Origin of the sequence: Archangium gephyra, assembly GCF_042230915.1 — a bacterium.
Taxonomy (GTDB): Bacteria; Myxococcota; Myxococcia; order Myxococcales; family Myxococcaceae; genus Archangium; species Archangium gephyra_B.
Genome location: NZ_CP102578.1, coordinates 4,696,963 through 4,723,306, shown reverse-complemented (window position 1 = coordinate 4,723,306; position 26,344 = coordinate 4,696,963). Strand labels below are relative to the sequence as shown.

22 protein-coding genes are annotated in these 26,344 nt (G+C 70.5%); 12 read left to right on the top strand and 10 right to left on the bottom strand.

All coding sequences use genetic code 11. The features are described 5' to 3' along the window. Positions 1-90 precede the first annotated feature (90 nt). The 12 genes from NR798_RS18945 (at position 91) to NR798_RS18890 (ending at position 12,427) form a co-directional block, all read left to right on the top strand. Positions 91-336, top strand: a complete 246-nt coding sequence (locus tag NR798_RS18945; protein WP_375772886.1) for a hypothetical protein — start codon at positions 91-93, stop codon at positions 334-336. Beyond that, the gene (locus NR798_RS18940) at positions 333-845 is read left to right on the top strand and encodes a DUF2254 family protein (RefSeq protein ID WP_375772885.1); all 513 of its coding nucleotides are present in this window, start codon (positions 333-335) and stop codon (positions 843-845) included. The genes NR798_RS18945 and NR798_RS18940 overlap by 4 nt, the downstream gene beginning before the upstream one ends. 290 nt (positions 846-1,135) lie before the next feature. Continuing rightward, a complete protein-coding gene (locus NR798_RS18935; RefSeq protein WP_375772884.1) occupies positions 1,136-2,845 on the top strand; it encodes an alkaline phosphatase family protein in 1,710 nt (569 codons plus the stop codon). Between the two features lie 195 nt (positions 2,846-3,040). Next, positions 3,041-4,204: a mechanosensitive ion channel family protein gene (locus NR798_RS18930; RefSeq protein ID WP_375772883.1), complete on the top strand. Its 1,164-nt coding sequence runs from the start codon at positions 3,041-3,043 to the stop codon at positions 4,202-4,204. A 217-nt stretch (positions 4,205-4,421) separates the two neighbouring features. Next, positions 4,422-6,083: a mechanosensitive ion channel family protein gene (locus NR798_RS18925; protein WP_375772882.1), complete on the top strand. Its 1,662-nt coding sequence runs from the start codon at positions 4,422-4,424 to the stop codon at positions 6,081-6,083. 138 nt (positions 6,084-6,221) lie between these two features. Beyond that, positions 6,222-6,593, top strand: a complete 372-nt coding sequence (locus tag NR798_RS18920; RefSeq protein ID WP_375772881.1) for a hypothetical protein — start codon at positions 6,222-6,224, stop codon at positions 6,591-6,593. After that, entirely contained in the window at positions 6,586-6,843 is a 258-nt protein-coding gene (locus NR798_RS18915; protein WP_375772880.1) for a DUF5985 family protein, read from the top strand. Before NR798_RS18920 ends, NR798_RS18915 begins: the two co-directional genes overlap by 8 nt. Next, positions 6,840-7,121, top strand: coding sequence for a DUF5985 family protein (locus NR798_RS18910; protein ID WP_375772879.1), 282 nt, complete (start codon positions 6,840-6,842; stop codon positions 7,119-7,121). The genes NR798_RS18915 and NR798_RS18910 overlap by 4 nt, the downstream gene beginning before the upstream one ends. 331 nt (positions 7,122-7,452) lie before the next feature. Then, on the top strand, positions 7,453-9,573 hold the full coding sequence (locus NR798_RS18905) for a nitrogen regulation protein NR(II) (protein ID WP_375772878.1): 2,121 nt from the start codon (positions 7,453-7,455) through the stop codon (positions 9,571-9,573). Further along, positions 9,563-10,942, top strand: coding sequence for a sigma-54-dependent transcriptional regulator (locus NR798_RS18900; RefSeq protein WP_375772877.1), 1,380 nt, complete (start codon positions 9,563-9,565; stop codon positions 10,940-10,942). Before NR798_RS18905 ends, NR798_RS18900 begins: the two co-directional genes overlap by 11 nt. A gap of 71 nt (positions 10,943-11,013) precedes the next feature. Then, a complete protein-coding gene (locus NR798_RS18895) occupies positions 11,014-11,541 on the top strand; it encodes an OmpA family protein (protein WP_375772876.1) in 528 nt (175 codons plus the stop codon). Positions 11,542-11,848: 307 nt separating this feature from the next. Continuing rightward, positions 11,849-12,427, top strand: a complete 579-nt coding sequence (locus NR798_RS18890; RefSeq protein ID WP_375772875.1) for a DUF3014 domain-containing protein — start codon at positions 11,849-11,851, stop codon at positions 12,425-12,427. Between the two features lie 99 nt (positions 12,428-12,526). Here NR798_RS18890 and nhaA read toward each other — a convergent pair whose 3' ends face one another. The 10 genes from nhaA to NR798_RS18840 form a co-directional block, all read right to left on the bottom strand. Next, on the bottom strand, positions 12,527-13,876 hold the full coding sequence (gene nhaA / locus NR798_RS18885; RefSeq protein ID WP_375772874.1) for a Na+/H+ antiporter NhaA: 1,350 nt from the start codon (positions 13,874-13,876) through the stop codon (positions 12,527-12,529). A gap of 127 nt (positions 13,877-14,003) precedes the next feature. Continuing rightward, entirely contained in the window at positions 14,004-15,083 is a 1,080-nt protein-coding gene (locus tag NR798_RS18880) for a PepSY-associated TM helix domain-containing protein (RefSeq protein WP_375772873.1), read from the bottom strand. Next, positions 15,080-15,880 (bottom strand): HpcH/HpaI aldolase/citrate lyase family protein, encoded by an 801-nt coding sequence (locus NR798_RS18875; protein ID WP_375772872.1) that lies wholly within the window; start codon positions 15,878-15,880, stop codon positions 15,080-15,082. The genes NR798_RS18880 and NR798_RS18875 overlap by 4 nt, the downstream gene beginning before the upstream one ends. Then, positions 15,874-17,094, bottom strand: coding sequence for a type III PLP-dependent enzyme (locus NR798_RS18870; protein WP_375772871.1), 1,221 nt, complete (start codon positions 17,092-17,094; stop codon positions 15,874-15,876). The genes NR798_RS18875 and NR798_RS18870 overlap by 7 nt, the downstream gene beginning before the upstream one ends. Further along, positions 17,085-18,896, bottom strand: a complete 1,812-nt coding sequence (locus NR798_RS18865; protein WP_375772870.1) for an IucA/IucC family protein — start codon at positions 18,894-18,896, stop codon at positions 17,085-17,087. The genes NR798_RS18870 and NR798_RS18865 overlap by 10 nt, the downstream gene beginning before the upstream one ends. 25 nt (positions 18,897-18,921) lie before the next feature. Beyond that, positions 18,922-20,112: an MFS transporter gene (locus NR798_RS18860; RefSeq protein WP_375772869.1), complete on the bottom strand. Its 1,191-nt coding sequence runs from the start codon at positions 20,110-20,112 to the stop codon at positions 18,922-18,924. Further along, positions 20,109-21,893 (bottom strand): IucA/IucC family protein, encoded by a 1,785-nt coding sequence (locus tag NR798_RS18855; RefSeq protein WP_375772868.1) that lies wholly within the window; start codon positions 21,891-21,893, stop codon positions 20,109-20,111. The genes NR798_RS18860 and NR798_RS18855 overlap by 4 nt, the downstream gene beginning before the upstream one ends. Next, positions 21,878-23,083: an acetyl-CoA carboxylase biotin carboxylase subunit family protein gene (locus tag NR798_RS18850; protein WP_375772867.1), complete on the bottom strand. Its 1,206-nt coding sequence runs from the start codon at positions 23,081-23,083 to the stop codon at positions 21,878-21,880. The genes NR798_RS18855 and NR798_RS18850 overlap by 16 nt, the downstream gene beginning before the upstream one ends. A 15-nt stretch (positions 23,084-23,098) precedes the next feature. Next, positions 23,099-25,267: a TonB-dependent receptor domain-containing protein gene (locus NR798_RS18845; protein ID WP_375772866.1), complete on the bottom strand. Its 2,169-nt coding sequence runs from the start codon at positions 25,265-25,267 to the stop codon at positions 23,099-23,101. Positions 25,268-25,351: 84 nt separating this feature from the next. Continuing rightward, complete coding sequence (locus tag NR798_RS18840; protein WP_375772865.1) at positions 25,352-26,254, bottom strand: energy transducer TonB; 903 nt, start codon at positions 26,252-26,254, stop codon at positions 25,352-25,354. Between the last annotated feature and the right edge of the window lie 90 nt (positions 26,255-26,344).

The following is a 26,344-nucleotide window of genomic DNA, read 5'->3' as shown; positions in this document are numbered from 1 at the left end:
GCAACAAGGGGGTGCGCCATTGGCAGGGCTCCGAGGAGCCCCAATCTTCCGGGGGAGAAGTCCGTTTCCCCATTCGAGAAAGAGCGTCCGATGGAGTCCGTACGTCCCCCGCTGGTCCGCGCACGCTTACCGAGCGTGCGGGCCGGCGAGCTGATGGTCCGCTATTCGCTCGCGCCGCGGGTGGCGCTGCGCCCCTGGTCGCCCCGGGCCGCCTTCGTGGGAGGACTCTCGGTGTGGCTGACCCTGGAGGCACGTGAGGCGATGCAGCGTCGCGCCACCCGTCGGACCGAGCGCGCGGAGGCCACGGCCGTCGGCATGCGCCACGCGCACCCATGAAGCTACGGCTCACCCGTCTGGCCGAGCGCCTGGGCACGAGCTACTGGCCCGAGGGGTCCCCCTCGCTCCTCGTGACAAATCCCGGCACCTCCGGAGTGCTCGTCGCCGTGGACGAGGAGCAGCTCTTCTCGTGTGCCCGGAGGGCCGACGTCACCCTCGTCCTGGTGCCGCTGGTGGGGGACTTCGTTCCCCATGGCGGTACGCTCTTCGAAGTCTGGGGAGAGGCCTCGGAGCTCGACGTGGAGGCGCTGCTGGACTCGCTCGCCATCGGCCCGGAGCGGACCCTCCAGCAGGACACCGCCTTTGGGTTCCGCCAGCTCGTCGACATCGCCGAGCGCGCGCTCTCCCCCGGCATCAACGACCCCACCACGGCTGTCCAGGCCATCGACGCGATGCATGACCTGTTGCGGCGCATGGTGGGCCGACGCTTCCCCTCCCCCGCGCGCGAGGACGAGCGGGAAGCCGCGATGGCCCATCGCGCAAACCCCCAGGGGCATGGCCCCCATTGAGCCAGCCCTTCGCCCTCTCGCCCCAGGAGGAAGCACATGTTCTTCGATAGCTGGCAGGGCCGCCGGGCGCGGGTTGTCTCCCGAGACCCTCTCCACTGTGCGGGCGCCGAGCGCCGAGGAGCTGCCCCCGCACTGAGGATGGAAGACGCGTAGCCAGACCCGTGCTCGGCATGGGCCCTCTCCATCCCACGAGCTCGCGACGGACGCCTCGGTGTCGTTGCTCCGACAGCCGTTCCCGCCTCCTCTTGTCCACGGCCAGGGGGTGCGCTTGCCTGCGGGGAGAGGGTTCCATGGCTTCCGGACACGCGAAACGTTGGGCCGTGGGCGCCGGGGTGCTCCTGCTCGTGGGCTTGGCCGCGGGCACGTGGTGGCTGCTGCGTCCAGGTCCGCCCACGGTAGAGACACTGAAGGAGTCCGTGGAGCTGGCCGCCACCGGCGGAGACCGCGTGCTGCGCGAGCCGATGCGTCCGCTCACGCCCGGGCCTCGCGTGCTCCTCTTCGCACTCGACGGAGTGGGTGCCAGCGAGTTCCGCCAAGCCGTGCGCGAGCACGCCTCCGGCTCCATCCACGCGCTGCTGGGGCCTGAGCGTGGCGAGCACCTCTACGAGCACGGCTTCGCGGTCCCCGGAGCGCTGAGCATCCTGCCCTCGACGACGGTGGCCGCCTGGGCCTCCGTCTATACGGGCCAGCCCCCCGCACGCACCGGTGTGCCCGGCAACGAGTGGTTCGCCCGCGACGAGGTCCGCTTCTACGCTCCCGCCCCCGTCTCCGTGCACGCGAAGGAGGACGTGCTGCACACGCTCACGGATGGGCTCGTGGGGAAAGCACTGAAGGTCCCCACGCTCTTCGAGCTGGCCGACGTGCGCGCCTTCGTCAGCCTCGCGCACGTGTACCGGGGCGCGGATCTCTTCACCACCCCGGAGCCGAGCGCCGCCGCGGATCTCCTCGTCGACTTCGCCCGAGGCCTCGTGGGCCATCCGGATGTCGAGCGGGAGACCTACGCCGAGCTGGACCAGGAGTCCGTGGCTCACGTCGTGGAGACCCTCGGCCAGCACGGAATCCCCCGCCTCCAGGTCGTCTACTTCCCTGGCGTGGATCTGTACACCCATGTGGCCAGCGAGCCGCTGGAGCAGCAGCGGCGCTACGTGCGCGAGGTGCTGGACCCACTGGTGGGCCGCGTGCTGGACGCCTATGCCCAGGCCGGAGTGCTGGACGATACCCATGTCCTCTTCGTCTCGGATCATGGCCACACGCCCGTGCTCGGCGATGACCGGCACGCGCTGTCGGCCCAGGGGGAGGACGAGCCCACCACCGTGCTCGAACACGCGGGCTTCCGGCTGCGCCCGCTGACGCTGGAGGTGGAGCCCCAGGCGCGGGACTACCAGGCGGTGGTGGCCTACCAGGGGGCCATGGCCTACGTGTACCTCGCGGACCGCTCCACCTGCCCGAAGCCGGGCCAGCGCTGCGACTGGAGCCGCCCGCCCCGGTGGGAGGAGGACGTGCTGCCGGTGGTGCGGGCCTTCCACCGCGCGAGTCAGACGGGCGAAGGCGCGGCGGACATGAAGGGCGCGTTGGACCTCATCTTCGCCCGCGTGGGCCGCCACGTGAGCGAGGACGCCCCGCCCTTCCAGGTATTCGACGGGGAGAGGCTCGTGCCGCCGCGCGAGTACCTCTCGGCCCACCCACGGCCCGATCTGTTGAACCTCGCCGAGCGGATGGAAGGCCTCGGCGCGGGCCCCGTGGGGCACCTCGCCGGGGACGTGCTGCTGCTGACGCGCACGGGGCTGGAGCGCCCCCTCTCCGAGCGCTACTACTTCGCCAACCACTACAGCTCCTGGCACGGCAGCCCCAGTGCCCAGGACAGCCTCGTCACCTTCGTCGTCGCGCGGCCGGGCGAGGCGGGGGCCCAGGTACGGGCGCGGGTAGAGCCCCTGGTGGGGCCCCAACCCTCTCTGCTCCACGTCACTCCCCTGGTGCGTGAGTTGCTCGGGACACACTGAGCGCTCACCCGCCAGCCGAGCCCGGCTCCGGGCGTCCAGAGGCCGACGCTCCGTGCGAAAGCCCCGGGCCCCTCCAGCTGGCCTGAACCAGACTCGGAGTGGATGCGACCGCCCAGGCTCCAGACCTCCCGGCGCCCCGTGCGCCGCGCCTCTCGAAGACAGCGCCGTCTCGGACGAGCGGCACCACGCCGCGCCATGGTGCCGGTGCAACAGGCCCGCTTCCGGCTGCGCACCTTCCGCAAGGCCTCGCTCATCGCGGTGGCACTGACGGGCCTGGTGTTGATGGTGGTGGGGCCCACCGAGGAGGCGCTGGCGCAGCATGCCGGCGTCACCGCCACCGCGGACGCGCCCACGGAGGAGCACTCCAGGCGCCAGGTGAAACCCGAGGAGGTGGCGCGTGAGGCGACCGCCGAGGCGCAGCGGACGGCGTCGGGCTTGCGCCAAGGCCTCCTCAATGCCCTGCCCAAGCTCACGGTGGTACTGGGCACGCTGCTGCTCACCTGGCTGGTGGCACGAGGGCTCCGGGCCCTGCTGCGCGTGGTGTTGGGGCGCTGGGCGCGGGCGGATGCCAGCACGGCGCTGGTGAGCATCTGCGTGTGGCTGTTGGGCACCGGCATCGCGGTGAGCGTGCTGGCGGGAGACATCCGCGCGATGCTCGGCTCGGTGGGGCTGGTGGGCCTCGCGCTCTCCTGGGCGCTCCAGACGCCCATCGAGAGCTTCACCGGGTGGCTGCTCAACTCCTTCCAGGGCTACTACCGGGTGGGCGACCGCGTCCAGGTGGGCGATGTCTTCGGAGACGTCTACGCCATCGACTTCCTCTCCACCACGGTCTGGGAGCTGGGCAGCCCGGAGCGCCCCGGTGCCGTGCATGCCGAGCAACCCACGGGCCGGCTCATCACCTTCCCCAACAATGAGGTGCTGACGGGCACCGTCGTCAACCTCACCCGGGACTTCCCCTACGTCTGGGACGAGCTCGTCGTGCCCGTGGCCAACGAGTCGGACCTGCGCTACTCGCTGGAGTTGCTGCGGCGGCTGGCCACCGAGCTGCTGGGAGAGGACATGGCCGGCCCCGCGCACGAGTACGAGGCGCTGCTGCGCAAGGCCCGGCTGGAGACGAGTGTGGCGGACAAGCCCGAGGTGTATGTCTCCCTCGCCGACTCGTGGACGAACGTCACCATCCGCTACCTCGTCCATGCGAGGCAGCGCCGCAAGTGGAAGAGCCTGCTGGCCGAGCGCGTGATGGTGGAGCTCAACCAGCCAGCCCATGCCGGCCGCCTCATTCCCGTCCTCCCCCGGCAGCAGGTGCAGTTCCTCGGCGCGGACGGGCGGCCCACGGACGCGCCGTTGAAGCGCGCCTGAGCACGACCAAGCGCGCCGTTCCCGCTCAACTCCCGTGGGTACACCCAGGCGCCCGCCTCCGGCCCCACGCCGACGATGCGGCCGTCCCGGGAGCAGCCGAGCACCTCACCCGTATTTATTTTGAGGTCAAAGTAGTTTAAGGGATGAGGAGTGCAGGGGGTGAGCCGTCTGGCGCCTGCCCGCGGGACTCCGCGACGACACCGCACGTGGGGAACCCATGACACGCCGATACCTCGTCTTCTTGCTGCCGCTCCTGCTGGCCCCCACCACGGGCCTCGCGCTCAACGAGGGACTGGGTGAGCCTCCGCCGGAGGTGGACCGCCATACGCCCGCGGCCACCTTGGCGGGCTTCCTGGAGGCCGCGCACACGCGGGACACGGGCCTCCTGCCGCACTACCTGTGGCTGTCGCACCTTCCCAAGGAGCAGCAGCGGACCGAAGGCGAACGGCTCGCGCGGCGGCTGATGTTCGTGGTGGACCGCACGCTCTGGTTCGACTTTTCGCGCATCAGCCAGGACGCGCAGGGGGACCCCGCGGACGCGCTGTATGACTCCCTCGGGCAGATTCCGCTCGGCCGAGGAGTGCGGGACATCCGGCTGCGCAAGGTGACCGGCCCCGGCGGCCCCCCCGTCTGGGTGTTCAGCGAGGACACGGTGCGAGCCATCGACGCGCTCTTCGCGGAGCACGGCTCGCCGGTCCTGGAGGTACTGCCGCCCTTCCTCTTCGCGCGCCCGTTCTGGGTGCTGGAGCTGTGGCAATGGCTGGGGCTCGTTCTGCTGGCCGGTGCGGCGGCGCTGGCGAGCCGGCTGCTCGAGAAGGGCGCCCTGCGCCTGGGTGCTAGCGCCGCGAGCCTGACGAAGTCAGGGTGGGACAACCAGCTGTTCTCGGCGGGCGAGGGTCCCGTGCGCTTCGGCCTCCTGGCGATGCTGGGCGCCCTGGGCTCGCGGGCACTGCTGCTCCCCCCGCCGGCGCAGCGGGGGCTGGACCTGGGCGCGCGCTCGCTGGCCCTCGTGTCGGCGGCGTGGTTCGTCCTGCGCTTCGTCAAGCTGTCCGCCCGCTTCATCGAGCAGAAGGTGGTGGGCGAGCCCGGTGCGGACGAGGGGCGCGTCAGGGGGTTGCGAACCCAGCTCGCGGTGATGCGGCGCATTGTCGAGGCGGCCACCTACCTCATCGCCGCCTCGCTGTTGCTCCTGCAGTTCGAGGCGGTGCGCAACGTGGGCGTCTCGCTGCTGGCCTCGGCGGGTCTCGCGGGGCTCGTCCTCGGCCTGGCGGCGCAGAAGTCCATCTCCACCCTCTTGGGCGGCATCCAGCTCTCCATCACCCAGCCGGTGCGCATTGGCGACACCGTCATCGTGGAGAACGAGTGGGGGTGGATTGAAGAAATCACCCTCACCTACGTGGTGGTGAAGGTGTGGGACCTGCGACGGCTGGTGGTGCCGATGAGCCACTTCCTCGACAAGCCCTTCCAGAACTGGAGCAAGGTGTCGCCGGAGATCCTCGGCACCGTGGAGCTGTACGCGGATTACAAGACGGACGTGAACGCGGTGCGCTCCGAGCTCGTGCGAATCCTCCACCATGAGGGCCGCCAGTTGTGGGACGGCAAGGTACAGGGCGTGCAGGTGACGGCCTGCGGCGAGCGGACGATGACGCTGCGCGCGCTGGTGAGCGCCGCGGACGCGGGCAAGCAGTGGGACCTGCGGTGCCTGGTGCGCGAGAAGCTCGTCGCCTTCCTCCAGCAGCAGCCGCGCGGCCTGCCGGTACTGCGCGCCGAGGCCAGCCTCCCTCCGGAGGCGGCGGTGGCGCTCGGGAGTCAACTGCTCGCGGCGCCCGCGGGGACGCCCGGGGAGAACGTGCTGGTTCCTGGGGCACGGGTCCGGTAATCGCGCGGAGGAACATCCTCGCCAGTGTGGCGGGCACGCTGGTGAGCCGTGGCACCATGGAAGCAGTGCCAATGCTCAGCCGGCTCGGCAGGCAGCAAGAAGGGATGCCGTTTGCAGACGAGTGATCTTCCCGAAAACGTGAGGCGGTTCATCGCCCATCACATCCACTCGGTGGAGCAACTGGAGATCCTCCTGCTGCTGCACCAGCAGCCGGGGCGAGCTTGGAGCTCGGAAGCCGTGGCCCGAGAGTTGCGGATTGCCCCAGCGTCCGCGGCGGAGCGGCTGGAGGACATGGTGCATACCCGGCTCCTGCGCCGGCAGGGGGTGCGCCCGGAGGAGTATCGGTACGGTCCGGAGAGTATGAAGCTGGATGATGCGGTGCGAGGCCTCGCGACGGAGTATGCGAGGCGCCGCGTGATGATCATCAACCTCATCTACTCCAAACCCATCGACAAAATCCGGACCTTCGCGGATGCCTTCCGGATCAGGAAGGACGATGACCATGGCTGAATCGGTGTTCCTGCTGTGTGCGGTGACCAGCCTCGTCTGCGCGGTGCTGCTCCTGCGGGTGTACACCCACAAGCGGGTGCCCCTGCTGCTGTGGAGCAGCCTCTGTTTCGTCGGGCTGGCGGGGAACAACGTGCTGCTGGTGGTGGACCTGCTGGTGTTTCCCGAGCGGGACCTGCTGGTGTTCCGAAATCTTTCCGGACTCGTGGCGCTCTCGCTCCTGGTATTCGGCCTCGTGTGGGATTCCGAATGACTGAGTTCCTCTCCGGTGTCGTGTTCGCCCTGTGCTGTGTCGCGGGACTGTTCTTCCTCCGGTTCTGGCGAAAGACACGTGACCGGTTCTTCGCTTTCTTCGCCGCCTCCTTCTGGTTGATGGCGCTGCAACGGGTGATGATGTTGGGACTGCTGCACAACGAGTACCTCGTCGGGGCGTACCTCATCCGGCTGCTGGCCTTCGTGCTCATCATCATGGCCATCGTGGACAAGAACCGGGTCCGAGGCGGCACGCGCGAGGGCAGCAGACCCTCCTGACAACTCGGGAGGCGCTCGTCTTTCCGTCCCGATGAGGGCAGGCTCGGCGTCATCTCTCCTCTTCCCCTCCCTGGGCTCATCATTGCACCGCGAGAGGCCGCTGAGCCGTCCCCCAGATGGCGGGGCCTCCGGCGCCTGCTCGCCTCTCCCCTGTGTACCCGGCTCCCGGGCAGTCGGGTATCCAATCGAGCGGGCCACCGGGGTTTCCCTGGCAAAGTGCAAGCCGGGCGTGGCGCTGTGCGGTGGTGCCCGGGTGTTCTCTGGCTGGGCGCTCGACCGGGAACGACTGGCACCGGACTTGCGTTGCCGCAATCGAACCCGTCCCCTACCGATGCATCGCCCGCTCCTCCCCCTCCTCCTCTTGCTCTCGGCCCTGGCCAGCGTCGCCGGGGGGGCTGTCTGGTTCATCCAGCGCGACCGCACCGCCCTGGTTGAGCAGTTCGGGCACGAGCGGCAGGCCCAACTCACGGAGGCCTCCCGCGGAGTCGCCGAGGCGCTTGAGGATCTGGGAGATGACCTGCGATTCGCGGGCGAGCTGCTCGCCCAGCCGGGTTCCACCGAGGAGCACCGGCGCGAGCTGCGGGCCCTGCTGGAAGCAGTGGGCCAGTACAGGGCCATTGCCGTCTACGGGCCGGATGGCCGTGAGCAGCTCTCCCTGGTGGACCGGCGTGCGCAACTCATGCCGCGCGAGGTGGCACACACCACGGCCCTGGCGGACACGGCGCGTGAGGCACTCGCACTCCCCGAGGGGCGCATCGTGCCCTCGCCCCCCGTCGAGGATGCCTCCTCGGGGTGGATGCGAGCCTTCGCCACCCGGCTCCCCCCTGATGCGCCAGGGGGCGGAGGCGCCGTCGCCATCCTCGTGGACACGGAGCCCTTCTTCGCTCCGCTGCGTCTGGTGACGGCGGACGAGAATACCCGGCTGCTGCTGCTCGGCTTCCACGGGCGCCCCTCGCCCCTGAGCGATCCGGAGGTGGCGGCCTGGTACCAGCGCCTGGGGCAAGCGGAGGGCCACCTCATGCCCGCCCTGCGCGCGCTGGTCGCCCACATGCGTGGGGGGCAGTCCGGGACGCTCCTGCTTCCGGAAGCGGAGGCGAGTCACCTCGGCATGGGAAGGGCCGACGTGGTCGCCACCTTCATGCCCATCCGCATGCGCAGCGAGGCATCCTGGTCGGTGGCCACGCTCTCCTCCACGCGGGCCCTGCGCTCCCACGAGCGCCTCCTGGTGCTGCGCCTGTCCCTGGCCGCGCTCCTGGTGGCCGTCTTCCTGGTGACGTTCGGTGCCTATGTGGTGCTCGCCAACCGCCGCGCCGTCGCGCTCCGCGAGAGCCGCCGCCACGCCGAGCGGCTGGCGCACCTGCACGAGAAGACCCAGAAGATTCTCGACCACATCCCCACGGGCGTCCTCGCCCTGAGCGATGAGGGCCGCCTCAGCGCCGTGAATCAGGCCCTCCAGGCCCGCCTGCCCTCCAGCGCCCTGGGCAGCACGCTCTCCGAGGTATTTCCCGCCGCCCCTCCGCCCGTAGTGCATCGGCTCGGTGAGTTGGTGGCGGCCACGCGCGCGGACGGACAGGTGCGCAGCCTGCACGGAGAGCCGCTCAGCCTCTTTGGCGAGAAGGGGCAGTACAACGTCCATGCCGTCCCGCTGGAGCATACGGACGGGGAGGTGCGCACCCTGCTGGTGCTCGAGGACGTGAGCAAGGTGCGCATGCTGGAGGACCAGCTGTTGAGGGCCGAGAAGCTCGCCACGGTGGGCGTCCTCGCCGCGGGCGTGGCACACGAGATGGGCACGCCCCTGGGCATCATCCGGGGCCGCGCCGAGTACATGCTGAGCAAGCTGGACGGCGTGGAGAGCTCGCAGAGCCGGGGCCTTGGCGCCATCGTCCAGCAGATCGACCGGGTGAGCCGCATCATCCGGCAGCTCCTGGACCTCTCGCGCCTCCAGCCCGCGAAGGCACGCGCGGTCTCCCTTGCCCCCCTGGTGCGCGGCCTGCAGGAACTGCTGGTGGTCGAGGCGGAGCGCAGGCGCGTCCAGCTTCACGTGGAGGTGCCCGAGCACCTGCCCGCGCTCGCGGCCGACGCCGACCAACTCCAACAGGTGCTCCTCAACCTCACCCTCAACGCCTGTGACGCCTGCGGTGCCGGAGGCCATGTGCGGCTGAGCGCCACTCCACTCCGCGGGGAGACACCTGGGACAGGAGGCATGGTCGAGCTGCGCATCCGGGACGACGGCTGCGGCATCGCTCCAGAGCACCTGCACCAGGTATTCGATCCCTTCTTCACCACCAAGAAGCGAGGCCAGGGCACGGGCCTGGGGCTGACCGTGGTCGCGCAGATTGTCCGCAACCACGGCGGCAGCGTGGAGATTGACAGCGAACCGGACCGGGGCACGTGCGTCACGCTGCGGTGGCCGGTGGCTGCCCCCAGTTGGGAGGAGCAACATGCCGTCTAGCGCTCGGATCCTCGTGGTGGATGACCATGTGGAGATGGGAGAGATGCTGAAGGAGCCGCTCACGGACGCCGGCTACAGCGTGGACGTGGCCGACAGCGGCGAGGAGGCCATCGCATGGCTGCGTACCCGCCTCTACGACGTCGTGCTGTGCGACCTGCGCATGAAGGAGGTCGACGGGCTGGATGTGCTCGCGGCGGCGCTGAAGATAGACCCAGGGGTGCCGGTGCTGCTGATGACCGCCTTTGGCGCGGTGGAGAGCGCGGTGGAGGCGATGAAGCGCGGTGCCTACCACTACCTCACCAAGCCCTTCCGTCTTGATGAGGTGCTGCTCTACGTGGGGCGCGCGCTGGAGGAGCGGCGCCTGCGCGCCGAGCACCAGACCCTCAAGCGTCAGGCGGCTGACCGCAGTGGCCTGGGCTCGCTGCTGGGCCATAGCAGCCCCATGCGGACTCTCTATGAGCTCGTCGACCGCGTCGCCCATTCAGAGGTACCGGTCCTGGTGCGTGGCGAGAGCGGAAGCGGAAAGGAGCTGGTTGCCCGGGCACTCCACTCGGAGGGGCCCCGGAAGGACAGGCCCTTCGTGGCCGTCAACTGCACCGCGCTGCCCCATGCACTGCTGGAGAGCGAGCTGTTTGGCCATGTGAAGGGCGCCTTCACGGGTGCCACCACGGCGCGCCGAGGCCTGTTCGTCGAGGCGGACGGCGGCACGCTGTTCCTCGATGAGATAGGCGATATGGCCCCCGAGCTCCAGGCGAAGCTCCTGCGGGTGCTGGAGGACGGAGAGGTGCGGGCCGTTGGGGCGGACGGCTCGCGCAGCGTGGATGTGCGCATCATCGCCGCCACTCACCAGGAGATGGAGGCGCGGGTGAAGGAGGGCCGCTTCCGGGCGGACCTCTTCTACCGGCTCAATGTCGTGTCCCTGCGGATTCCTCCTCTGCGCGAGCGCCGGGAGGACATCCCCATGCTGGTTGAGCACTTCATGGCCCAGGCGCGCGCGCGCAACACCCGCTCCCCCGTCACCTCGTTGGCCCCGGAGGTGGTGGCGGAGCTGGCGCGCATGCCGTGGCCCGGCAATGTGCGCGAGTTGGAGAATCTCATCGAGCGCCTCGTGGTGCTCGGTGGCCAGCCGGCCGTGGACCTCCCCCTCCTGCGTCTGCACGCTTCCACGGGCGAGCCTGGCACGCCCACGAATCCGCTGGCCGCAGCACAGGAGCAGGTGGTGCCACTGCGGCAGTTGGAGAGCGAGTACATCGCCTGGGTCGTCGCCCGGTGCGGGGGCAACAAGACGCGCGCGGCCGAGTTGCTAGGGATTGATGTCTCCACCATCCACCGCCGCGAGCGCATCGACGGAGGCATTTCGCAACGGTAGGACGAGGCGCTTTGCCAGCCCGGAAGCCATGGCACGCACGTCTCTGAGAGGAGTTGGAAACGGCACAGCCCTTGCTCTCGTCTCTGGGCATGAACCTGCACCGCTCCCTTCTGGCTCTTCTTCTGGCGCTCGGCCTCTCGGGCTGCGCCACCACTGCTCGTAAGACGGACACCACCACCCGCGTGGAGCGGCCGGCCACACCCGCTCCGGCCGCCCAGGTCACAGTGCGCGACGAGGGAAACCCGTCCACCTCGGACGAGGCGCTCGCGGCGCTCGCCTCCGCGCCCATCTACTTCACGCTCGACTCCGCCACCCTGACACCCGAAGCCCAGGACGGGCTGGAGCGCCTCGCGCAGGCCCTGCGCCAGCGCCCCCAGGCTCGGGTGAACGTGTCGGGGCATACCTGCGAGCTGGGTACCACCGAGTACAACCTGGCGCTGGGCCATCGTCGCGCCGACATCGTGCGCACCTACCTCGTGCGCTTGGGCGTCGAGCCCCAGCGCATCGCGGTGGTCTCGTACGGTGAGGAGAAGCCCATGGACGAGCACGCCCTCGAGAAGAACCGCCGGGCCGAGCTCTCCGTCCGCCAGGCCGAGTAGGCCCGATTGGGCGCGCCGCGGCACCCGTGGCGAGTCGCCCTCTACCCCTTTGCGAGGAACCCTGATGACCACCGGCATGACCCTCCCCCCCACCACTCCCCCTTCACCGCGGCCGCCTCGCTCCCGGCGTGGGCCCCTGTTGGCCTTCATCCTCCTGGCCGCGCTCCTCGGCGGGGCTGGCTGGTACCTGTTCCTGCGGGAGCCCGAGCTGCCCGCGGCCGCGCATGTCGAGCGCGTTGAGTCCGCCGTTCCTCCCGCCCCAGCGGAGGCGAGGCCCGCGGTCCAAATCGCAGGAAGTGATTCGCGCGTGCGAGAGCTCCTGCGCGGCCTCTCCACCGACACCGACCTCCTTCGCTGGCTGTCCATGGATGACCTGGCCCGGCGCTTCGTCTCCGCGACAAACGCGGTTGCCGAAGGCCAGAGTCCCCGTGTGCAACTGTCCTTCCTGGCACCCGGCTCCGGTTTCCGGACCGCTCGGCGCGCTGGCCGCACGGTGATTGCGCCGGAGAGCTACGCCCGCTTCGATGGCGTCGCTCGTGTCCTCGCCTCGGTGAATACGCAGGGAGTGCAGCGGGTGTACCAGGAGCTCAAGCCACTGCTCGAGGCGGCCCATGCGGAGATTGCTCCTCCCGGACGGACCTTCGACCAGGCCCTCTCCCAGGCCATTGGCCGGATGACCGGCGTCGTGGTGCCCACCGGGTTGGTCGAGGTCACCCCGAAGGGCGCGCTCTACGTCTATGCGGACCCGCGTCTCGAGGCACTGAGCGGCGCCGAGAAGCACCTGCTGCGAATGGGGCCGGAGAACATGCGCAAGGTGCAGACGAAGCTCTCCGAGATTTCCATCGCTCTGGGCCTGCCCTCGCCGGAGCAGGCAAAGCAGCCCTAAGCCAGTGGAAGCAAGTCCTGTCAGGGGGGGCGGCCGCGCTCGGCCGCACCGGGTCCGATGGCAGGGTTGATCAGACCGTACTCGAAGAGGCCTGGGTGCCTATGTCGGCATGCTTGCTGCGGGACTGGGGGCTGCGACGCGGGGCTTCAACACGCGCAGGAGGCCATAACCGGCGACGCCCGAGGCGAGGGAGCCGAGAAGGATTCCGATTTTCGCCGGGCCAAGCAGCGCGGGCTCGGCCGCGAAGGCGAGGTTGGCGATGAAGAGGGCCACGGTGAAGCCAATGCCCGTGAGCACGGAGACGCCGTAGAGCTGGGACACGGGGGCGTTGCCGGGCATGGAGGACAGGCCCGCTCGAATCGCGACGAAGGTAAACAGGAAGACGCCCAGTTGCTTGCCGGCGAAGAGGCCCACGGCGGAGCCGAGCAGGACGGGATGGGTGAGGCTGTCCAGGCTCATTCCCGAAAGTGAGAGTCCCGCGTTGGCGAGCGCGAAGACGGGCATGATTCCGAAGGACACCCACGGGTGGAGCGCGTGAACGAAGCGATTGAGCGGCGGCTCCAGGTCCTCAATCTGCTCCTCGATCTGCAGGAGCTCCTCATTGGCGATGGCCTCCTCGGGGCCGCGCCCCACCAACTCCGCGGAGTGGACCTTCAGGGCCTCGAGCACCTCGCGCACGGGACGCTGCCCTCGCGCCGGAATCATCAACCCGAGCAGGACGCCCGCGATGGTGGCGTGAATGCCCGCGTGGTGGATGAAGTACCAGAGGACCGCACCGGCCACGGCGTACACGAGGCCGCTGCGCACCTGGAGGCGGTTGAGGAGGGCCAGGAGCGCGAGCACCCCAGCGGCGGCCAGCAGCCAGAGCGGGTGCAAGCCATGCCCGTAGAAGAGGGCGATGACGAGGATGCCGCCCATGTCATCGAAGATGGCCAGCGCCGTGACGAAGACGACGAGCGCCCGAGGGACACGTCCCTTGAGCAGCGTGAGGCAGCCGATGCAGAAGGCGATGTCGGTGGCCATGGGGATGGCCCACCCCTTGGCGCCCTCGCTGCCCGCGCAGAAGAGCAGATAGATGCACGCAGGAAGCACCATGCCACCCGCCGCCGCGACGGCGGGCAGCAGCGCCTTCGCCGGGCTGTTCAGCTCTCCGACGACGAGCTCCCGCTTTATCTCCATCCCCACGACGAAGAAGAAGATGGACATGAGTCCATCGTTGACGAACTGCGCGAGCGTGAAGTGGACCTGCGCCCCCCCGAACCCCACGGTGAACTCTCCCGCGAGAAGCTCCGTGTAGGTGCCGGCCCAGGGGGAGTTGGCCCAGCCGAGTGCAACGACAGCGGCCACGAACAGCAGGATACCGCTCATCGCTTCCATTCGGAGGAAGGCAAGCAGCGGGTCAACAACGGCGGTGAAGATCGGTGGAAGAGCAGCGGAGGACTTACGCATGGGCTGCGCAGGTTAACTGATGCTCCAGCCCGTATCTCCAGAAGAGCGAGGGGGCAGCCGTTTCGTGGAGCCCATCTTCACCGCGCCTCTTCGTGGTGGGCCATGGGCGCATGATAGCGCCGGTCCCCTATCGGCGCGGTGGACTCCGCCTGCTGAGCCAGAGGAAGAAGCCGGTGAGGAAGAGGCCCGCGGGGAAGAGGCCCGTGAGCACCGCGAGGCACCGCGTGGCCGTGCCTCCCCACACGCCGATGTGCAGCGGGTAGCGCAGCGCGAGCAGCCTGGAGGCCAGTGGAGCCTCCCCGGCCCGCTCCGCGCGCAGCACCGCGCCGCTGTGGCGGTCCACGTACACGAGGCTCATGCCCAGGGGATGGAGCTCCTCGGGGAAGCGCTTGCGCACCCGGAGCGCCGCCCCCGGCGAGGCGGGCAGATCGATGCGGGTCGTGCGTGCGCCCGGGAGGGCCCGGTCGGCCTCGACCAGCAGCACGTCGATGGGGAGCGGTGTGCCCGTCGCGGTGCCGGGCACGGGCGGCGCGCTCCGGGAAGGGGCGCGGGTGGCCCACCGCAGCGTCTGCTCGAAGGGCGCGGGAAAGACGAGCGACACGCCCGTGAGCGCGGAGAGCAGCAGGAAGACGAGCGAGAGGATGCCGCCGAGCTTGTGCAGATCGTAGTTCGCCCGGCGCCAGAGGAGGGGCCGGCGCACCGTGAAGCCCAGGGCCAGCTTGCGGCGGCCGGGCCACCACAGCACCAGCCCGCTGAGGCCCAGCACGATGAGCACGCAGCCGCTGGCCCCCACCACCGCCTCCCCCGTCTCGCCGGACAACAGCGAGACGTGCAACTCCCTCAGCGTGGCCACCAGGCTGTCCCCCACGGACCGCACGCCGAGCACCGCGCCCGAGTAGGGGTCCACGTACACCCTGCGGGAGCCGTGAGCATCCATCCACGCCACCAGCGGGGCGTCCGGCCGCTGCGGCATGCGAAGAAAGCGTGGCGAGGCTCCGCCCTGGCTCGCCGCCACGGATTGCAGCACGCGCGAGACAGGCACCCACCCGTCCCCCGGCACCACCACCGACACCTCTGGCTGAAGCTGCCGGTCCAGCTCCTCTCCGAAGACGAGCGCCGCGCCCGTGAGGCCCATCACCGCCAGCAGCGCCCCCACCGTGAGGCCCGCCCACAGGTGCACCTGGAAGAGGAACCGGCGCAACCTCATGGCGAAGCCGCACCGCCCTGCTTACCGGAGAGCTCCTCCCTCACGGTGGACACGTGCGCCTTGAGCGCCCGGAACGCCACGCCCCGGTCATCGCCGAGCAGCAGCGCCGCGGCTCCGTCGCGGCTCCAGGCCTCGGCCTGACCGGGCAGGCGGGGAATGGCGCAGAACGGAACGCGGTGGCGGCGGCACGCCTCGGCGATGCGCCGGATGGCCTGCTGCACCTCGGGGTGATCGAACCGCGCCGGTACCCCGTAGGACTGGGAGAGATCGATGGCTCCCTCCAGCACGAGATCGATCCCCGGCACCGAGACGATGGAGTCGATGGCCTCCACGGCCTCACGGTCTTCGATCATGGCCACCACCAGCACCTCGCGGTTCGCACGCTGCAGGTACTCGGCGAGGGGAATCCTGCCGAACCCCGTCGTGCGCCCGCCGCTGATACCCCGGCTACCCACCGGATGGTAGCGGGCCGCGCGGACGATGGCCTCCGCTTCCTCCCGGCTCCGCACCCGGGGAACCACCACGCCCTGCGCTCCCGCGTCGAGCGCGCGCAGGATGCCGTCCGGCGCGGACGAGGACACCCGGACCAGCGCCGTCAGCCCGCTGCACTCGGCGGCGCGGAGCATGTTCTCCAGGGTCTCGGGGTTCACCCCCACGTGCTCCTGGTCCACGATGACGAAGTCATACCCGGCATGGCCCAGCATCTCCACGAGCAGCGGCGAGGGCACCGAGCCGAGCAGCCCCAGCGCGAGCCGCCCCTCCGCGATGGCCGCCTTGAGGCGGTTCTCCGTCAGCATGCCTCCCCTCCCTCGCGCAGGAAGAGTTCCCGGGGCGGTGCGTGCATGAGGAAGTGCCGGTGGGAGATGTTCCAGGCATAGGCCCCGGCGTAGGGGAACAGCACCACGTCCCCCACGCGCACCCGCTCCACCGGCGCGTCCTTGGCGAGGACGTCCTTCGGCGTGCAGAGCTGCCCCACCACGTTGACGCGCTCGCCCTCTACCTTGGGCCTGGCGAAGGGGTACCGCCAGTCCTCGATGGGCACCACCCGGAAGGGATGGCTGTGCCCCTGCGCCTGCGGCGTGCGGAAGTGGTGCGTGCCGCCCCGGCAGACCACGAATGTCTCCCCGAAGCAGCGTTTGATGTCGAGCACCTCGGCGGCGTAGTAGCCGCACGCGGCCGTGACGTACCGGCCCAGCTCGAAGCGCACGGACACGCCCTCCGCCTCGAAGCGTCCCGCCAGCCCGAGCAGCCCCTCCGAGAAGCGGGCCAGGTCGAACTGGGATTCGGGCGCCCGGTAGTTGATGCCGATTCCACCCCCGACATTCAGGTGGCTCCACTCCGCCCGGTACTTCGCGCGCAGCTCCGTGAAGCGCCGCAGGTACTCCTCCAGCAGCCCCAGGTGCCTGCCCGCGTCCAGTTGGTGCGAGAGCAGGTGGAAGTGCAGGCCCTTCACCTCGAGGAACTCCTGCCCCGCCAGGAAGTCCATCACCGCTGGGAGCTGCTCGAGCTCCACGCCGAACTGGGTGGCCCTGCCCCCCATCACCAGCGACGTCTCGTGCCCCGGTCCGAGCGGGAAGTTCAACCGCAGCAGGAGGGACACCCGGCGCCCGAGCTCCGTGGCGATGAGCGCCAGCCGCCGCAGCTCGCCCAGGCTCTCGACGTGGAGCAGCTCCACCCCGAGCCGGCAGGCCGCGGCCAGCTCCGTGTCCGTCTTCCCCGGCCCGCTCAGGATGAGGGGCTTGGAGGCGAACTGGGAGCGCAGCCACTCCAGCTCGCCCTGGGACGAGGCCTCGAAGCCATCCACCACCCCGGCCAGCGTCTGGAGGATGGGCAGCTCCGCGTTGGCCTTGGCGGCGTAGAAGAGGCCGAACGGGTGCGGCAGGCTCCGCTTCAGGGCCCGCGCATGCGCCGCGAGCGCGGGGAGATCATAGAGGTAGGCACACAGCGGACCGCCCTCCTCCGCCCGCGCACGCCGCACCGCCTCCTCCACCACCGGCCACCTCAGTTCCACGACGGCACCTCCGGCACCCGGCCGAACGGATTGGGCACGAGCACGTAGCCCGCCTCGCGATCGGCCTTCTTGAGGAAGCGCACGGTGAGGTTGGCCTTGCCCGGGAACGGAGCCCCGGCCAGCAGCGGGCCGATCCGGCGCGCGGAGTCCTCCGTCCCGAAGCGCCGCTCGTAGCCGGTGAGCACCTGACGGACCCGGTCCCACAGCCGGCGCTCGAGCCGCTCCGAGCCTCCAGCAAGGGCCGCCACCGTCTCCGAGAGGTTGTTGACGAAGAGGCAGTAGGCGATGCGCTTCCAGCCCTGCTCGTCGCCGTAGGAGATGGCGCGGCGGGCCTCGGGCGTCAGCGTGTCCAGGGGAAGCGCCGCGAAGCGCTCCGGCACCACCTTGAGGCCCTCCAGATCCCGGAGCAGCAGCCCTGCGGGCGCGCCCCGATCCGTCACCAGCACCGTGTTCTGCAGGTGGGCCTCGTGGACGATGCCGTGGTGGAAGAAGGCGTAGAGCACCGGCGGGAGCAGCCGCTCCGCGTAGCCGTGGAACCAGGTCTCCACCGCGCGCTCGAAGCCCATGGCCGGCGCGGACTCCGCCACCACCGCCATCAGCCGGCGGCGGGTGAATTCATCCGTCCCGAAGAGCGCGGCGGCCACGCGCGCCACCCGTGTCTTGTCGTCCACCGTGCGCGGCAGCGACTCGCGGAGGATGACGGCGAACCGCTCCTCGAGGTCTCTCCGCGCCGCCTCGCCCTCTCCGTCCAGTCCCACCGTGGCGAAGGCCGGCTCCTCCAGCATCCGCAACCAGGGGAAGTGCGTGGCGAGGTCCTTCTCCAGCACGCGCAGGGCACGGGTGGCGAACAGCGAGCCCTCCAGCTCGTACACCGCGTTCTTGCGCAGGCAGTTGGTGATGCGCACGTGCAGCGAGCACTTGTAGAAGAAGGGCAGCTCCGGCGCGTACATCGTCCGCAGCGAGGACGTGGGGAAGAACTCCGGGCCCAGGGGCCCCAGGTAGCGCAGCCGGTCGTCCTGCAGCGCCCGCTTCACCAGGGAATGCGACAGCAGGTGCCCCGCCTGCCACGGGTGGACGGGGATGGGCAGGAAGTCCTCCCCGAAGCCCCCGGCGGAGGAGCCGAGATCCTCGCGGATGATGTCCGTCGCCTTGCGCTCCATCACCGATTGCTGGACGACACACTCGGGCCGCACGGCGAAGTAGTGGAGCGGGTAGCGCGTCCGCGTCTCGGGGGAGAAGCGCCGCACGTCCTCGGCCGAGAAGCCCAGGCGGCTCTTCGGCGCCGGGTGGAACGAGTGCCCGAAGACGAGCCCCTGCTCGGACTCGACATAGGGTCCCGCGGCGTCACGGCTCTCCGCGCGTCCCGCGAGGATGGACGTCATCACCGCCACGCTGTCCGCTACCTGGTGGGCGAGCTCTTTCTGGGGCTCCGTGCCGAAGCGCTCCTCCAGCTCGCGCAGCAGCAGATGCGACAGGCTCCGCCAATCGGCCACCTCCCAGCCACGGTTGTGGAGCTGGTACCAGACCGGCGAGCAGTACACGTAATTGCCCGTGGCCGAGGGCGCCTCCACGGCGACGACGACGCGGGCCCGCGTGTGGCGGAGATCCAGCTCGAGCAGGTGCCCGCCCGCGTCCCCGCGTGGACCATATGAGAGCACCGAGCGCGGACGCAGACGCACCGCGCCCTCCGGCGAGGCGAGCTCCCGGCAGTAGCAGGACAGCAGCACTTCCTGGGCTCGGCGCCCGGCCATTCCCGACCACTCCTCGCGGCGCGGGAGCGTCTCGGCATGCGTGTTCAACATGGATTCTTCCTTCGTTCTTTCGAGTTCATCGAGCCGGACGCACCTGGCCGGCAGGCGCCGTCCGGGACATCCGATGCACCACGTAGACAGCGGCCCCCACGGCGCCCACCGCGCCGAGCAGGAAGGGAGAGGCCAGGCCCCACGCGGCGCTCACGCCTCCCGCGGCGCACCCGGCGGCCACCCCGCCCCACTTGGAGCTCGCCTCGAACCAACCAAACGCCTTGCCGGCACGGCCCTCGCGGACCACGTCCGCCACGAAACCGTGCAGGGCGATGAAGCACACCGTCATGGCCAGCCCCATGAGGAGCCGCGCCACCACCAACGCGGGGAGACTCGGGGCCGCGGCCTGCGCCACCAGCGACACCGCCAAGGCGCCCAGCGCTCCCGCGAACAGGGCCAGGGGCCGTTCCCGGACGCGGCGGCTCAGGGGCGCGGCGCCCAGCAGGTAGACGAGGTGCGGCAGGGCGAAGAGCACCCCGGCCATCCCGCGAGCTCCCGCTCCCGGGACCTGCTCGGCGTGCGGCAGGAAGTACGGGAACGTCACCACCGTGGCGAAGGTGAACAGGAATTGGAGCGCGAACACCTCGCCCGCGGTGAGCGCCGGACGGTCCACGGCGGCCTCCACCCGTGGCGCGGCCTCACCCGGGGTGGGCTCCTTGCCCAGGGGCTTCACCCCGAGGGTGACGAGCACCGCGGCCAGGGGCAGCCAGAAGAGGAGTTGGTAGACGCGGATCGGATCGCCCCCGGGCAGGAGGAAGCCGACGGCGATGGGCGCCACCACCAGCGCGGCGCGCGCCGAGCCCTGCATGAGCGTGAGGCTGTCGCGCAGCTCCCGCCCCTGGAGGAACGTGGCCAGGAAGGCATTGGAGGCACCGAACGTCCCTCCCACGAGCCCCTGCAGCACCAGCGAGGCCGCGAACAACGCCGTGGACGAGGTATGGCCCGCCAGGAGGAAGGCCAGGGCCAGGCCGAGCTGCGCGCGGAGCAGCATGGGCCGCGCCCCGAGCCGGTCCGCCATGCGCCCCCAGAAGGGACTGCTCACGGCGGTGAGCACGGTGGGGAGGACGTAGAGCAGGCCGGGCAACCACGCCCGCTGCTCCCCGAGCGACACCGCCAGCATCTTCCCGAAATAGGGAGGCACCCCGAGCGCCGCGAAGGCCGCGACGAAGTGGGCGGCCATCACGGCGGCCACCTGCCGTTTGCGATCGGAGATCATGGGCGGGCCTGGCGGAGCGGGTTGGGGCCCGTCAGCCCGTAGAACTTGTTGATGTCCGCCGCGCCCGTCAGCGACTTCGGGCGGAGCGTGGCCGCGGTGAGCAGGTACTTCACCGGATGCCGCTCCGACTCCAGCAGCCAGCGGCGCGCGGCCGAGACGTCCTCGCCCTCGCGCTCCAGCGTGCCGAGCACCTCCGCCGCCCGGGCCCTCACGAGTGCGTAGGCTTCCTCCCGGCCGAGCAATCCCCGCGCGGCCAAGGCCTCCAGGGGCGCCGAGAGGTTGAGCTGGAGCGTGATGGTGAGGAACATCCGCGCGAGCGCGTCCTCGTCCTCGCAGACGATGCGCCTGTCCTTCAACTGCCCGGGGACGGAGGCGAAACAGGCGTGACGGGCCAGCCGCTCCGGCCAGATGCGGGGCGCGTCGTTGTCCTTGAGCAGCAGCCGGAGGTGGGGCGCGCGCCGAGACAGCACCAGCATGCTGTTCTGCTGGTTCGACTCCAGGGCGATGCCGTAGCGCACCCACAACCGCAGGTGCAGTTCCAGGGTGAGCGTCACGTACTCGTCGAAGAGGCGCCGGACATCCCCCGCGTAGAACTCGTCGGCCAGCGCCCGCATCACCCTGCGGCCATCCGGACCACTGGCGGCGAGCCCCGCGACACTCACGATCGTCTCGTCCGTGAGCGACTCCGGGTAGCGCCGCGCCAGGAACCCGAGCAGCGGCTGGCCCTCGACGGCGCCTCCGTGCTCCTCCTCCGTGAGCAGCACCCTCCCCCGCAACCCGGGCTCCCCCTCGAGGAGGTGGCCCAGCATCGACTGTACGGTGTGACCATCGACGATGGTGCTCGGCTTCATCGTGCGCAGGTTGCGCATGCCCAGCGTCCGGATGCGGAGCGGGAGCTTCAGGTGCCAGCGGGGATCCGCGAGCACCACCACCGTGCGCACCGAGAGCGTTGGCGTCACCTCCACGCAGGGCCTCGGCGCCCGCACCGCCACCTTGGCGAGCTCCGCGAGCGCCGGGTCATCCCAGAGCGTCTCCCAGGTGTGCGGGTGCACGGGCAGCAGCGTATGCGAGCCCTCCAGCTCCACCGGCAGGCCCACCTCCTCGAAGCGAGGCCACCAGGCCGGACGCGTCTGGCCATGCACCGGCAGCAGCTCCCGGGGCAGCGCCATCCACCGCAGCGTGAAGACGGGCTGGAACTCGGGAGCGAAGCGCTCCAGGTCCCCCAGGCCGAAGCCCACCTTGGCCCTCGCGGTGGGGTAGTAGGGATGATCGAGGAAGGACGCCAGCCGGTCGTGATGCAGCAGTTGCTCCCACCAGCGCGCGGGCGGGGCACCTCCTTCCGTGGCGAAGAGCCGCTCCAGCTCGGCCTCGCAGCGCAACCGGTGCTCCAGCGCGGTGCGGTACTCGAACGCGAACTCCCTCAGGCACGTCTCCTCGTCCGGCGTCTCCGGCGGTTGCAGCCAGCGCACCAACTCCGCGGGCTCCTCCGCGAAGAGGAACGTCCCACCCCGCTCCGCCACCACCGGCCGGCCCGCATCGAAGCGCCAGTCCTGCATGTGCCCGGAGGGACAGACCGGCAGCCACACCCGCTCCACCCCGCCCCCCGCGTCCACCACGAGCCAGCCGCACCGGGCCTCCGCGCTTCCGGAGAGCGCGACCCCCTGGGGAGGCTGCGACGAGAACCGCGCCCGCGAGACACACCCGCCCACGTCCTCGCGCAGGAGCGTGTCGAGCGTGCGGTGGAGGAGGTAGCGCCGGGCCTCCATCACTTCAGCTCCCATCGCAGTTCCTCCCCGATGCGCGCGAACGCCCGCGAGAGCGCCGCCTCCGTGCCGCCGAAGCCGCGCAGCACGCCCAGGTAGTCCCGGTTCGAGTTCGTCAACCGCACCTGCGAGCCCTCGGTGCGCGAGGGGGTGAACGTCAGCGTGAGGCCGTCCTCCACGCGCCGGAAGGCCGTGGGCACGCGCGTGAGGACACCCGAGCGCTCCGCGCAGAAGTAGCGGATGCCCGCCGCCACCGCGGGCGGCTTCATCGTCTCCAGCGGCGCGCCCAGGTGCAGCCGCAGCACCTGCTCGAACAGGCGGATGCCGAGCGCCTCGTCGAGCAGGAACTCCCGGGAGTCACCGATGGTGCGGTAGTTGATCTCGATGACGCGCGGGCCAGAGGCGGTGAGGACGAACTCGGTGTGGCATGCGCCGAAGCCCACGCCCGCGGCGCGCAGCACCGCCACCATCTCCTCCTCCTGCCGGGCCGTCAGCCCCGTCCCCCACCACGCCTCCTTCTCGATGAAGTACGGCGGCGGCGACAGGTGCGTCCGGAAGCCGCCGAGCACCTCCAGTCGCTTCCCGTCCCCCAGCGTCTCCAGGGTGACGAGCGGCCCCTCCAGGTACTCCTCCAGCACCACGCGCTGGCCCGGCCGTGCGCGCCAGATGTCACGGCAGGACGCGGCCACCTCCTCGTGGGTACGCGCCAGTTGCACCTGCTCGCTCGCCACTCCCTCCGCGGGCTTCACGATGCACGGCAGCGGCACCGGCTCCCCAAGCTCCCGCAGCCCCTGCTCATCCGAGACGGCGGCATGCCAGACGCGCTCCACGCCCCGCTCGCGCAACCACCGCCGCATCTCCGCCTTGTTCTTCGCGCGCAACGCCACGGTCCAGTCCTTGCCCGGCAACCCGTGGTAGGCGGCCGCCAGCGCGGTGCTCGTCTGCAGGTGGTCGCTGTTGGAGAAGAGCGCGGCCGGACGCCCTCCCAGGCGCAGCGTGGCCTCCAGCACCGACAGCGGGTTGAAGACGTCACAGGCGAGGATGGACTCGGGGGCCTCGGCGGCGGGCACCCGGGAGAACGTCTCCTGCTGCTCCTCGAGACGATCCGTGAGCAGGACGACGGGGAATCCCAGACGGCGGGCCGCGGGGACGAAGCCCCGGGTGACGGGCTCGCTGGGGACGTGGGCCAGGATGATGATGGGCTTCATGGGGGGTGTTTCCTTTCAGCGCTCGAAGTCCAGCGTGACGAGCACGGAGCGCCCCGGGGACGGCACGCGCCCGAGGCTGTAGTCGACGTTGCGGGTGAAGGAGCGGGCATCGAGGACGTTGTTCACCCCGAGCCCGACCCTGAATTGCGTCTGCTCGACGCGGAACGACTCGGAGACATGGACGTTGGCGATGCAGCCGCCGGGCACGAGGCCCTTGGAGCCCGTGGCGTTCTCCTCCACGGTGTTCTCCGCGTCGGAGAAGGCCTCCGAGCGGCAGGAGCCATTCACGTTGCCGGTGAGCGTTCCCCGGCGGTACGCCACGCGGAACGTCCCCTCGTGCTGGGAGGCATAGGGCAGCCGGTTGCCAGCGAAGGCCCCCGAGCGCTGCGTGGCATCCAGGTACGTGTAGGCCAGCCGCACGTCGAGCGCGCGGAACGGGTGGAAGCCGAGCGACGTCTCCAGGCCCCGGTGCCGCGCATTGCCCAGGTTGCGGAAGCCCGTCACCGCGTCGACGAACTCCAGCTTGTTCTGGAAGCGCAGGTCGAACCACGTCAGGCCCACGTCCAGCCACTTCAACGGGAAGGCGCGCGCGCCCAGCTCGAAGTTGTCCGCCTTCTCCGACACCAACTCGTTGCCGTAGGTGATCTGCGTGAACTGCACCGGACGGAACGAGCGGTGGTAGTTGCCGAACAGGAAGAGGGGCTGGGCCACCTGGTAGCCGATGCTCAACCCGGGCAGCACGTCCTGCGTGGTGTTGTGGTTGCGGCCGCCCTTGAGGCGGTCGTCATGGCGCAGCTCCAGGTGCTCGAAGCGCAGGCCGGGCGTCACCTTGAGCTGGCCCTCCAGCAGCGAGAGCGTGTCGCTCACGTACCCGGCGAACGCGTGCGTGCGGAAGAACCAGTCGCGCGTGACGGTGAGCGAGTCCGTGGACAAGTCCCGGCTGTCCACCAGGTAGTCGACCCGCTCCCCGGTATAGCGCAACCCCCACGTCACCTCGTGCGGCACGAGCGCCTGGAAGGACAGGCCCTGGCGCACCTCGGCGCCGAACACGCCGTAGTCGCGCGGCGAGGAGGACAGCTTCGTGGGGTTGCCCCCGGCGTCGAGCGGCGTGGCGAAGGAGAAGCCGCGGTGGGCCTGGTGGCCGAACAGCGTCACGCTGAGCGCGCCGGTGCCGAGCTTGCGCGTGAGCACCACCGAGCCCCGGAGGGCATGGCCGTCGAAGCGGTCCAGGGGGCGCTGCGAGCGCGTCACGTCCTGCTCGTAGGCCTCCGGAGTGAGCGCGCCCGGCAGGTCCGAGCCCGCCTGGTAGTACTGGAGCTTCGCCTTGAGCGTCAGCGTCTCCGAGGGGCGCCACTCCGCGTCACCGAGGAGGTTGGCCGCCCGCGTATGGGAGTGCGCGCGGAACGAGTCGCCCAGGAGGGCATTGGCCTGGAGCTGCAGGCCGAGCCGCTCGGAGAGGAAGCCGCCGGCCCGCGCGTAGGCATCGCCCAGCGCCAGGCCCTGGGGCCCGAGCGCCACGCCCATCCGCCCCGCGACGAGCAGTTGCTGGGGAATGGACTTCGTGACGAGGTTGATGACACCGCCCACGTTGTTGGGCCCGTAGTGGGTGGCGATGCCGCCGCGCGCCACGTCCACCGCCTCCAGCGTCTGCAGCGTCACGGGGAAGAGCGACAGGCCCGTCTGGCCGTAGGGCGCGGGGCTGACGGGAATCCCATCCATCAGCACCAGCACCTGCTCGCTGCGCGCCGGCGACAGGCCGCGCATGCCGATGTTGGGCAGCAGGCCCGTGCCGCTCTCGTCCTGCACGCGCACGCCCGGCACCACGCGCAGCGCGTCGTCCAGGGTGCGCGCCCCCGAGTTGGACAGCGCCTGCTCATCCAGCACCGTGCGCGCGCCGGGGTACGTCCTCACCGTCCGCTCGGCGGGCGGACCCAGCCACGTGCCCGTCGCCGTCAACGGCGCCACCTGGAGCGCCCCGTCTCCACTCTCGGGCGCGGGCGTGGGCGCCACGGGCTCCGCGGCGGGAGCCTCGGAGGCGGGCTCGGGGGCGAGCGGCACGGACACCGGCTGCTCCCCCCGCTCCTCCTGCGCCGCCGCCAGGGACGAGAACGCGCACACCGCCAGCAGCATCGGGACGCGAGCCCCCTTGCTGGGACACAGGGTGCTGAAATTGATAATGCGCATCAATTTCATCTTCGAGACAGAAAAAGGGCTGAGGAGGGAGGGGATGCTCATGGGGGGAGTGTGAGGCGAGCGCCGGGAGCGGACTCACTCCAGGCGGTATTGGAAGGGGACGTCCACCGCGATGCTCGCGCCGAGCTCGGCGGGAGGCGGTGGAAAGGGAACGGACTCGCGCACGGTGCGCAACGCGGCGTCGCACAGCATGGCGTGCGGACAGGGGCCTTGCACCCGCATGCCCAGGAGCTGGCCGCTGCGATCGATGGACACCCGCAGCGTCACGATGCCCTCCAGCCCCAGGTGCTCGGCTTCCGGCGGGTAGTGGAAGCGGGCGGCGATACGGCTCCGGAAGAGCTCCTGGAGGTAGCTGCTCGTGAGGGACTGGCGCTGCTCGCGGGTGAGGGACGGAGGAGGCGGCGGCATGACACCTCCCGCACTCCCGAAGCTCCCGCCCGCCGTGCCTCCGAGCACACCACTCCCGCCACTCACGGCCTCGATGGCTGGAGCGGCCTCCGTGCTCGCGGGCGTCGCGACGTCCGCCGGAGCCGCCTCGGTGGCCTCCACCACCGCTTCAGCGAGCGGCTTGCGTGCGACGGGCTGTTCAGCGGCGGGAGGCCGCAGGGCGAGGACCTGTGCCGGCTTCGGCGCTTGCCGGCGCACGGGAGCGGGCCTGCTCACGAGTTGGGGGGACGCGGCGGAGGCCGAAAGCGCCGGAGCGCGCGGCACCATGAACCGCACGGCGACCTCCCGGGAGTCCCCTCCCCCGCCGGGGGACGCGGACGGGCCCACCCGCGAGGACGCCGCCACCGACAGGAGAAGCAACGCGGCCCCATGGACAACGAGGGCCAGGAGCGTGGCCTTCACGAAGCGCCCGCGACCCGAGCCCTCGGCTCGCGACTGGAGGACGGCGCCGAACAGGGTGTGAGAGGGCGCTCCCGCGCTGGCCGGGACGCGGCTTCCACTCGCGACCTCCGGTCTCTCCCACCGCTGCATGGCTACCTCCGCCACGGCGCCTCCGCACAAACGATTTTGCAAATCAGAATCAACTTCTAGGACCAATTGGTACTTCACCGTTCGTTTCAC

Bases quoted from the DNA above. Each gene is read 5' to 3' on its own strand.
- NR798_RS18910 (WP_375772879.1), top strand. From the start codon at position 6,840: ATGACTGAGTTCCTCTCCGGTGTCGTGTTCGCCCTGTGCTGTGTCGCG.
- NR798_RS18840 (WP_375772865.1), bottom strand. From the start codon at position 26,254: ATGCAGCGGTGGGAGAGACCGGAGGTCGCGAGTGGAAGCCGCGTCCCG.
- NR798_RS18880 (WP_375772873.1), bottom strand. From the start codon at position 15,083: ATGAGGTTGCGCCGGTTCCTCTTCCAGGTGCACCTGTGGGCGGGCCTC.
- NR798_RS18855 (WP_375772868.1), bottom strand. From the start codon at position 21,893: ATGGGAGCTGAAGTGATGGAGGCCCGGCGCTACCTCCTCCACCGCACG.
- NR798_RS18875 (WP_375772872.1), bottom strand. From the start codon at position 15,880: ATGCTGACGGAGAACCGCCTCAAGGCGGCCATCGCGGAGGGGCGGCTC.
- NR798_RS18915 (WP_375772880.1), top strand. From the start codon at position 6,586: ATGGCTGAATCGGTGTTCCTGCTGTGTGCGGTGACCAGCCTCGTCTGC.
- NR798_RS18845 (WP_375772866.1), bottom strand. From the start codon at position 25,267: ATGCGCATTATCAATTTCAGCACCCTGTGTCCCAGCAAGGGGGCTCGC.
- NR798_RS18905 (WP_375772878.1), top strand. From the start codon at position 7,453: ATGCATCGCCCGCTCCTCCCCCTCCTCCTCTTGCTCTCGGCCCTGGCC.
- NR798_RS18940 (WP_375772885.1), top strand. From the start codon at position 333: ATGAAGCTACGGCTCACCCGTCTGGCCGAGCGCCTGGGCACGAGCTAC.
- NR798_RS18860 (WP_375772869.1), bottom strand. From the start codon at position 20,112: ATGATCTCCGATCGCAAACGGCAGGTGGCCGCCGTGATGGCCGCCCAC.
- NR798_RS18935 (WP_375772884.1), top strand. From the start codon at position 1,136: ATGGCTTCCGGACACGCGAAACGTTGGGCCGTGGGCGCCGGGGTGCTC.
- NR798_RS18900 (WP_375772877.1), top strand. From the start codon at position 9,563: ATGCCGTCTAGCGCTCGGATCCTCGTGGTGGATGACCATGTGGAGATG.
- NR798_RS18850 (WP_375772867.1), bottom strand. From the start codon at position 23,083: ATGAAGCCCATCATCATCCTGGCCCACGTCCCCAGCGAGCCCGTCACC.
- NR798_RS18865 (WP_375772870.1), bottom strand. From the start codon at position 18,896: ATGTTGAACACGCATGCCGAGACGCTCCCGCGCCGCGAGGAGTGGTCG.
- NR798_RS18945 (WP_375772886.1), top strand. From the start codon at position 91: ATGGAGTCCGTACGTCCCCCGCTGGTCCGCGCACGCTTACCGAGCGTG.
- NR798_RS18925 (WP_375772882.1), top strand. From the start codon at position 4,422: ATGACACGCCGATACCTCGTCTTCTTGCTGCCGCTCCTGCTGGCCCCC.
- nhaA (WP_375772874.1), bottom strand. From the start codon at position 13,876: ATGCGTAAGTCCTCCGCTGCTCTTCCACCGATCTTCACCGCCGTTGTT.
- NR798_RS18930 (WP_375772883.1), top strand. From the start codon at position 3,041: ATGGTGCCGGTGCAACAGGCCCGCTTCCGGCTGCGCACCTTCCGCAAG.